Raw genomic sequence first — 5,332 nt, 5'->3', positions numbered from 1 at the left:
CTATCCGTTCTGCACCATCGAACCGAACACCGGCGAAGTGGCGGTGCCCGATCCGCGCCTGCAGAAGATCGCGGCGATCGGCAAGTCGAAGGAGATCATCCCGACCCGCATCTCCTTCGTCGACATTGCCGGCCTGGTGCGCGGCGCCTCAAAGGGTGAAGGCTTGGGCAACCAGTTCCTTGCCAACATCCGCGAGGTCGATGCCATCGTGCATGTGCTGCGCTGCTTCGAGGATGACGACATCACCCATGTCGAGGGCCGCATCGACCCGGTGGCCGATGCCGAGACGGTCGAAACCGAGCTGATGCTCGCCGACCTCGACAGCCTCGAGCGCCGCATCGTGCAATTCCGCAAGCGCGCCGGCAGCAAGGACAAGGAAGCGACCACCGTGCTGCCGATGATGGAGGCAGCGCTCGAACTGCTGCAAGCCGGCAAGCCGACCCGCGTCCTGCTCAAGGGCATTTCGGCGGAAGACCTGCGCATCCTGCAGGGGCTCAACCTTTTGACCTCGCACCCGGTCCTCTACGTCTGCAACGTCGCCGAAGCCGACGCCGCCACCGGCAACGAGCACACCAAGGCCGTGGAGAAGATGGCTGCGGCGCAAGGCGCCAGCACCGTCGTCATCTCGGCCGCGATCGAGGCCGAAGTCGCCCAGCTCTCCGATGAGGAAGAGATGGAATTCCTGTCCTCGCTCGGCCTCGATGAGCCCGGCCTGAACAAGGTCATCCGCGCCGGCTACGAGCTGTTGCACCTCATCACCTACTTCACCGTCGGGCCGAAGGAGACGCGCGCCTGGACCGTGCACAAGGGCGATAAGGCACCGCAGGCGGCCGGAGTAATCCACACCGATTTCGAGCGCGGCTTCATCCGCGCCCAGACCATCGCCTACAACGACTTCATCACGCTGGGTGGCGAAGTGGCGGCCAAGGAAGCCGGCAAGGCCCGCGACGAAGGCAAGGAATATGTCGTCCAGGACGGCGACATCCTGCTGTTCAAGTTCAACACCTGACGTCTCGGCGGCCGGGTATCCAAACATCCCGGCGAGCTGTCTGCGAAGCTTTCTCGACGAGCTTTCTGAGCGGCCGGTGGCCATCCGCCGGACCGCCCCTTGTCTTGATTTTGTCACGCCACAGGTCTAAGCGGCAGGCGCACGGTCGGCGCTGACGCCGGAAACCGCGCCATCCGACACAACGCGTCAATCCGAACGCACCCTTTGGCCCCAGCAAGGGAGACCCGGCGATGATCAAGGCCTTCGTCGTGGACAATGACCGCCTGCGCGCCGTCGACGATCTCCTGGCAAACAGCGAGACCATCGTCTGGGCCGACCTGCTCAACCCAACAAAGGAAGAGGAAGCGACGATCGAGAGCTGGCTCGGCGTTGCCATTCCGACACGCGAGGAAATGGAGGAGATCGAGATTTCGAGCCGCCTCTATGTCGAGGACGGCGCCTATTTCATGACCGCCACCCTGCCCGCCCAGACCGAGGTCGACGATCCCCTGATGTCGCCGGTCACCTTCGTGCTCGCCGGCACCAGGCTGATCACCGTGCGCTATCACGAGCCGAAGGCCTTCAAGACCTTTCCGCAGCGCGCCGAGAAGGTGGCGACCGGCTGCACCAGCGGCGACACCATCCTGATCGGGCTGCTGGAGGCGATCGTCGATCGTCTCGCCGACATCCTCGAGCGCGCCGGCCGCGACATCGAGGCGATTTCGCGCGACATCTTCGAGGCGCGGTCGACCAAGGTTTCCAAGCGCAATCGCGACTTCCAGGAGCTCCTGAAGGCCATCGGCCGCAAGGAAGACATCGCCTCCTCGATCCGCGATAGCCTGATCTCACTGCAGCGGCTGGCAGGCTTCTTCGCCCATGCCTCGACCCGCACCAAAATGAGCAAGGACACCAAGGCGCGCATCAAGACGCTGTCGCGCGACGTGCTGTCCCTCGCCGACCATGCCACCTTCCTGTCGCAGAAGATTTCCTTCCTGCTCGACGCCACGCTTGGCATGATCTCGATCGAGCAGAACGCCATCATCAAGATCTTCTCGGTCGCCGCCGTTATCTTCCTGCCGCCGACGCTGGTCGCCTCGATCTACGGCATGAATTTCGATATCATCCCCGAGCTGAAATGGGAGCTGGGCTATCCCTTTGCCATCGCCATGATGGTGCTGTCGGCGATCCTGCCCTTCTGGTATTTCCGCCGCCGCGGCTGGCTCTGATCCGCCCGCCAGAGGCCGTGCTGCCACCGCGTGGCGCTATAGAAATCTCTTGACCAAATGCGCTGCGGCCTGCATCCGGAAACCCTGATCCATAGGGATCGCAGGTTCGTGAGCCGGATTTCAGACCATGACTGCAGAGATAAAAACATGGGCCTATGAGGATTTCGTTGAGGGCGCGTCGCTCGACCTCGGCTCGAAGCTGGTGAGCGCCGCCGAGATCGTCGAATTCGCTACAGAATTCGACCCGCAGCCAATGCATCTCGACGAGGAAGCCGGCAAGGCCAGCATCCTCGGCGGGCTGGCGGCGTCGGGCTGGCACACCTGTGCCATGTTCATGCGCATGCTCTGCGATGCGTTCCTTTTGGACTCCACCTGCCAGGGCGCGCCCGGCGTCGATCAGGTCAAATGGAAGAAGCCGGTCCTGGCCGGCGACCAGCTCACCGGCACGCTGGTGGTTGTTGCCAAGCGCCTGTCCAAATCGAAGCCGCAACTCGGCTTCGTCACTATGCGCAGCGAGCTGTTCAACCAGCGTGGCGAAAGCGTCTTCGAGCTCGAGAATTCGGTCATGTTTCTCACGCGCGATGCCGCGGGGACCCCATCATGACCTTGGACGAGTTCTTCCGCATCGGCATCACCGTCACGCTCGGCTCGCACACATTCGAGCCCGAGGCGATCAAGGCCTTCGCCCGCAAATACGACCCGCAAATCCTCCATGTCGACGAGGAGGCCGCAAAGAAGAGCGTGCTCGGCGGCCTCTGCGCATCCGGTTGGCACACCGCTGCAACCTGGATGAAACTCAATCTCGAAAACCGCATGGACGCCGAGATTGCTGCGTGGAGCGGCCCCGGGCCGGTGCCGGAATTCGGCCCCTCGCCCGGTTTCAAGAACCTGAAATGGCTGAAGCCGGTCCATGCCGGGCAAACCATCACCTTCACACGCACCGCACTGTCGCACCGCCCGATCGCCTCGCGCCCCGGCTGGCGGCTGCTGGCGCTGCGCGCCGATGCTTTCGATTCGACCGGCGACAAGGTGCTGGAGTTCGAGAGCGCCGTGCTGGTGAAGGCTGAGTAGCGCCGGCGCTTCTTACCTTCTCCCCTGTGGGAGAAGGAAAAAGCGCTCCTCAATGCCCCTCAAAGCCAATCAGCGTCCGCACCGGTACGCCGAGCGCTTCGAGCTTGGCGCGGCCGCCGAGGTCCGGCAGGTCGATGACGAAGCAGGCGGCGAGGATATCGGCGCCGATCTGGCGCAGCAGCTTGACCGCGGCTTCCGCGGTGCCGCCGGTGGCAATCAAATCGTCGACCAGGATCACCTTCTCGCCCGGAGCAACGCCGTCCTTGTGCATCTCCATCTCGTCCAACCCGTATTCCAGGCTGTAGGCGACTCGCACCGTCTCGAAAGGCAGCTTGCCCTTCTTGCGGATCGGCACGAAACCGGCCGAGAGCTGATGGGCGACGGCGCCGCCAAGGATGAAGCCGCGCGCCTCGATGCCGGCTATCTTGTCGATCTTCTGGCCGGCATAGGGATGCACAAGCTCGTCGATGGCGCGGCGAAACGCGCGCGCATTGCCGAGCAGCGTGGTGATGTCGCGAAACAGGATGCCGGGCTTGGGATAGTCCGGAATGGTGCGAATCGCGGCAAGCAGCGTGTCTTCGAGCGAGGATTTCATGGTTCGAGATTACCTGAAACGGAGGTTGTTGCGCGACAATTGTTCGATCGAACTGCAGCCCATCAGCTTCATGCCACGTTCGATCTCAACCCGCATCTGCTCAAGCGCCCGTTCGACGCCGGGCTGGCCGGCCGCCGCGAGCGGGAACAGATAGTAGCGGCCGACGCCGACGGCCTTGGCACCGAGCGACAGCGCCTTCAGCACGTGGGTGCCGCGCTGCACGCCGCCATCCATGATGACGTCTATCCTGTCACCGACCGCATCGACGATCTCGGCAAGCTGGTCGAACGCCGCCCGCGAGCCATCCAGTTGCCGGCCGCCATGGTTCGACAGCACAATGCCGCTGCAGCCGATGTCAACCGCGCGTTTGGCATCCTCCACCGACATGACGCCCTTGAGGCAGAACGGACCCGCCCAAAGCTTGACCATCTCGGCGACGTCGTCCCACGTCATCGACGGGTCGAGCATCTCGGTGAAGTAGCGGCTGATCGACATCGTGCCGCCGCCCATGTCGACATGCTCGTCGAGCTGGGGCAACTTGAACCCCTCGTGGGTGAAATAGTTGATCGCCCAGGCCGGCTTGAGCGCAAACTGCAGCATTCCGGTCAGATTGAGCTTGAAGGGAATGGCGAAGCCGGTGCGTTTGTCGCTTTCGCGGTTTCCCCCGGTGATGCTGTCGACGGTCAGCATCATCACCTCGACGCCAACCGCCTTTGCCCGCTGCATCATCGCCCGGTTGAGGCCGCGATCCCGATGGAAATAGAACTGATAGACCTGCGGGCTGCTGCTGATCTTGCGCGCTTCCTCAAGGCTGACGGTACCAAGCGAGGAGACGCCGAACATGGTGCCGTATTTGGCCGCGGCTTTAGCGACCGCGCGCTCGCCCTGATGGTGGAACAGGCGTTGCAAGGCGGTCGGCGAGCAATAGAACGGCATCGCCAGCTTCTGGCCCATGACCGTCACCGACATGTCGACCTCGCTCACTCCGCGCAGCACGTTGGGAACCAGGTCGCAGGTCTCGAAGCTTTCGGTGTTGCGACGATAGGTGACCTCATCGTCCGCCGCGCCGTCGATGTAATTGAAGATCGGCCCCGGCAGCCGCTGCTGCGCCATGCGGCGGAAGTCCGAAAAATTGTGACAGTCGCTGAGCCGCATCATCCGATTCCAAAGGCTATGGCACGACAAGCCTCTCGCGCCGTTTGATGCGAATATCAACCTGATGCCGCTATGCCAACGGACTAATTGCCGAACTTCCGCCTAAGCAAGGGCATGAACAAAAAAGGAGCGCCTGAAGCGCCCCTTTCCGTCGAAACCCGACTGACGAAAATTTACATGCCGAGATCGGACCGAAGCTCGGCCCTGGCCACCTCATATTCGGCCTTGAAGTCGTCCCGGTTGAGCAGGACCGCGGCAATGACGCTGCCGGAAATCCTGCCCATCTCGATATCGGAC

The 5,332-nt window shown here is 62.9% G+C and carries 6 protein-coding genes; 4 read left to right on the top strand and 2 right to left on the bottom strand.

What is annotated here, in order from left to right; all coding sequences use genetic code 11:
• From ychF to EN993_RS30660, 4 genes are all read left to right on the top strand, one after another.
• A partial coding sequence (ychF, locus tag EN993_RS30675) for a redox-regulated ATPase YchF (RefSeq protein WP_127265642.1) occupies positions 1 to 1,009 on the top strand: 1,009 nt, incomplete at its 5' end.
• A 230-nt stretch (positions 1,010 to 1,239) separates the two neighbouring features.
• Positions 1,240 to 2,214, top strand: coding sequence for a magnesium/cobalt transporter CorA (gene corA / locus EN993_RS30670; protein WP_127265641.1), 975 nt, complete (start codon positions 1,240 to 1,242; stop codon positions 2,212 to 2,214).
• 127 nt (positions 2,215 to 2,341) lie between these two features.
• Positions 2,342 to 2,818 carry a MaoC family dehydratase gene (locus tag EN993_RS30665; RefSeq protein ID WP_127265640.1) on the top strand — a complete coding sequence of 159 codons (477 nt, stop codon included), beginning with the start codon at positions 2,342 to 2,344 and terminating at the stop codon, positions 2,816 to 2,818.
• On the top strand, positions 2,815 to 3,285 hold the full coding sequence (locus tag EN993_RS30660; protein ID WP_127265639.1) for a MaoC family dehydratase: 471 nt from the start codon (positions 2,815 to 2,817) through the stop codon (positions 3,283 to 3,285). Before EN993_RS30665 ends, EN993_RS30660 begins: the two co-directional genes overlap by 4 nt.
• A gap of 49 nt (positions 3,286 to 3,334) precedes the next feature.
• Here the strand turns inward: EN993_RS30660 and EN993_RS30655 are convergent, their stop codons facing one another.
• Both EN993_RS30655 and EN993_RS30650 read right to left on the bottom strand, forming a co-directional pair.
• Entirely contained in the window at positions 3,335 to 3,880 is a 546-nt protein-coding gene (locus EN993_RS30655; protein ID WP_109659749.1) for an adenine phosphoribosyltransferase, read from the bottom strand.
• Between the two features lie 9 nt (positions 3,881 to 3,889).
• A complete protein-coding gene (locus tag EN993_RS30650; RefSeq protein ID WP_164757915.1) occupies positions 3,890 to 5,035 on the bottom strand; it encodes an alpha-hydroxy acid oxidase in 1,146 nt (381 codons plus the stop codon).
• Positions 5,036 to 5,332: the final 297 nt, after the last annotated feature.

It is taken from the genome of Mesorhizobium sp. M7D.F.Ca.US.004.01.2.1 (genome assembly GCF_003997785.1).
Classification (GTDB): domain Bacteria; phylum Pseudomonadota; class Alphaproteobacteria; order Rhizobiales; family Rhizobiaceae; genus Mesorhizobium; species Mesorhizobium loti.
The sequence above is the reverse complement of the archived record's forward strand: the minus strand, read 5'-3'. Positions and strand labels throughout refer to the sequence as shown.

Excerpts from the sequence above, each read along its gene's own strand:
- corA (WP_127265641.1), top strand. The coding sequence starts at position 1,240 with ATGATCAAGGCCTTCGTCGTGGACAATGACCGCCTGCGCGCCGTCGAC.
- EN993_RS30665 (WP_127265640.1), top strand. The coding sequence starts at position 2,342 with ATGACTGCAGAGATAAAAACATGGGCCTATGAGGATTTCGTTGAGGGC.
- EN993_RS30660 (WP_127265639.1), top strand. The coding sequence starts at position 2,815 with ATGACCTTGGACGAGTTCTTCCGCATCGGCATCACCGTCACGCTCGGC.
- EN993_RS30655 (WP_109659749.1), bottom strand. The coding sequence starts at position 3,880 with ATGAAATCCTCGCTCGAAGACACGCTGCTTGCCGCGATTCGCACCATT.
- EN993_RS30650 (WP_164757915.1), bottom strand. The coding sequence starts at position 5,035 with ATGCGGCTCAGCGACTGTCACAATTTTTCGGACTTCCGCCGCATGGCG.